This window comes from Synechococcus sp. H60.3 (assembly GCF_047462295.1).
GTDB lineage: Bacteria > Cyanobacteriota > Cyanobacteriia > Thermostichales > Thermostichaceae > Thermostichus.
In genome coordinates this window covers 1-2,101 of the sequence record NZ_JANSIY010000041.1, presented here as the reverse complement: position 1 = coordinate 2,101, position 2,101 = coordinate 1, and the positions used below count along the sequence as shown (strand labels likewise).

The 2,101-nt window shown below is 57.3% G+C and carries 3 protein-coding genes; all 3 read right to left on the bottom strand.

Features of this window, described 5'->3' with window-relative positions:
• Positions 1-68 precede the first annotated feature (68 nt).
• From NW841_RS06190 to NW841_RS06180, 3 genes are read right to left on the bottom strand one after another with little or no spacing between them, the layout of a single operon-like run.
• Positions 69-746 carry a hypothetical protein gene (locus NW841_RS06190; protein WP_414385836.1) on the bottom strand — a complete coding sequence of 226 codons (678 nt, stop codon included), beginning with the start codon at positions 744-746 and terminating at the stop codon, positions 69-71.
• 3 nt (positions 747-749) lie between these two features.
• Positions 750-1,619, bottom strand: a complete 870-nt coding sequence (locus tag NW841_RS06185; RefSeq protein WP_414334716.1) for a (2Fe-2S) ferredoxin domain-containing protein — start codon at positions 1,617-1,619, stop codon at positions 750-752.
• Positions 1,620-1,628: 9 nt separating this feature from the next.
• Positions 1,629-2,039: a DUF1636 domain-containing protein gene (locus NW841_RS06180; RefSeq protein ID WP_414334715.1), complete on the bottom strand. Its 411-nt coding sequence runs from the start codon at positions 2,037-2,039 to the stop codon at positions 1,629-1,631.
• Between the last annotated feature and the right edge of the window lie 62 nt (positions 2,040-2,101).

Sequence of the window (2,101 nt, the reverse complement as noted above, 5' to 3'; positions counted from 1 at the left end):
GAGCCGGTCAAAGGGGGAGTTGTCGAGCTGAGCGGGCTGCAAAGGGATCCCTCGCGCGCAGGTCACCCCTATTCTGGCCTGGATCTCCCTTGGGGATACCCCAGCCCGCTGAGGTGGGCTTTCGCCAACTCCAGTCGGCGGCGTCCTCTGTCCCAGGCCAGCAGCGCGTGGATCCCAAGCCAAAAGCCCGTCCACAGCCAGTTGTGCAACCAGATCTTGCCCAAGATGGGCAGGGTCAGGCCCTCTGTTCCACCCAGCACCAGGCCGGCTGCCAAGATCAGCCCTTCAAAAGCAAGGAACCCTAGGATCAGCATGACTAGGATCCAAAGGTAATTGCGCAGCCATTGCCGAGGTTGGACAGGGTGGGGCTGGAAAAAGAGCGGGCGATAGCTGGCCAGCCACGCCACCCCCACCGTGCCGATCCCCAAGACCAACCCCCAAGCCAAAGAATCAGGGGTACGGGGATAGTTGTGCCAGGTGTAGCCAAAGATTTGGTTGGCCAGCCAAATCATCGAAGCGCTGACGATTGCCCTTTGGCGAGTTAACGTGGTGCCCGTGACGATGCCAACAGTTACAAAAGGCAGTGTACAGGTATAGGCAATGTTGCTAAGGCAGCCGATGGTGGTCAATAGGCTGGGCCAAAATCGACCTTGGGCTAGATCGCGGGTGGCTTGGATCCAAATGACCTCCGGGATCCCGCGGCGGGTTTTGGGGATGGACTGGACAAGAGCTTGTAGGCTGACCATAGGCTAATCCCCAGGAAAAAGGTGAGCTTTTAAGGGACACTTGTTCAGCAGGTGCTCCTGGACAATTTGCCGCGCTACTGGGGGTGTGACTTGCTTGTACCAGGTGCGGTCACCAGAGTAGAAAACCACCGGCCCTTGTTGGCAGACTTCTAGGCATCCTGAGGTGATAACCGGAACATCCAGATTGGCCTCGCGCAGGGCCGATTGCAAAGCTTCCACCACCGGCTGATAGTGGCGAGAAGGATAGCAGCGGCTGGAACGGCAAACCGCCAAATAGGGCCGCTTGAGAGGGTTATCTGCGTAAGGGATCCGCTCTTTTCCCTCGACGTAAATGGCTCGCAGGCGTTCATAAAGGGAAAGCTGCTGATAGTCGGCTTTGCCTTCGGGCAGGTAGTCTTCTCCTGGCCCCAAAAAGGGACTGGGCAAAAAGATCTGCAGCAGCGATTCCTCTGCCCCGTTCCAAAACTGGATCCCCCATTGGCGAGGCTGGCCCTGCGGATTGAGGCGGCGATAGAGGGCGGCGCGGCCGACCAATCTTTTGCGGCGCAGCTCAGGAGGAGTTCTGCGGTAGGGGCCGCCCTGGTGTTCCTCCAAACACAGATGCAAATGCCAAGTTTCCGTGGCCACGGTCAAGTAGCCGTCGTAGAGCACACAGAGAGTAGGGGGATCCTTGAAGGCCGCTTCCAGGACGCCACCCTCCACCACCTGGCCCACTTGGATCTCGGCCCAGCGCTCCTGAAAGAGCTCATAGAGCAGCGGCCCAAGACAGTCGATGTGAGCCGGGATCCCTTCGTAAACGGTTGTCCAGCCGATGGGGGAAACCTCTTGCCAAGTTTGGTTTAGGGGTGTGACCCAGGGATTGAAAACAGCCATAGGTTGCTCCTATTGGATTGGCGGAATGCGGGCAATCACCCCCTTTTTGATGGGGCGCTCTGCCCAGGGCAGGATCCCATCGGGCTTTGTCAAATACAGCTCCGCCGTTTGCAAGATTGGCTCCACGTCTTTTGGATCGAGATCGCCAAAGACATAGGTCATCTTTCGGGGGGCTGCCAGCGCAACCACACAAGCGTGGCTGCAGCCGCTCATACAGGCAACTGGCTTCAGTTGCAGTTGGGGATTGAGCCTTTGGGATTGCAAGGCAGCTAGGAGCATTTCTCCCTTGCTGATCCCTTCTTTTTGGCCGTTGACCCAGCGAGATCCACAGGTGGTGCAAACCCAAAGGCAATGTTTAGACTCAGCTTGAGCCAAAGTTGTCGATGGAGAAATAGAGGGAAAGTTGGTCGCGCTCACCATAGAGTTGTATCCAAACTCCACTGCAAAGCAGACAATTCCACTAGGGCAGCTTGTTCTAGATA

Excerpts from the sequence above, each read along its gene's own strand:
- NW841_RS06190 (WP_414385836.1), bottom strand. The coding sequence starts at position 746 with ATGGTCAGCCTACAAGCTCTTGTCCAGTCCATCCCCAAAACCCGCCGC.
- NW841_RS06185 (WP_414334716.1), bottom strand. The coding sequence starts at position 1,619 with ATGGCTGTTTTCAATCCCTGGGTCACACCCCTAAACCAAACTTGGCAA.
- NW841_RS06180 (WP_414334715.1), bottom strand. The coding sequence starts at position 2,039 with ATGGTGAGCGCGACCAACTTTCCCTCTATTTCTCCATCGACAACTTTG.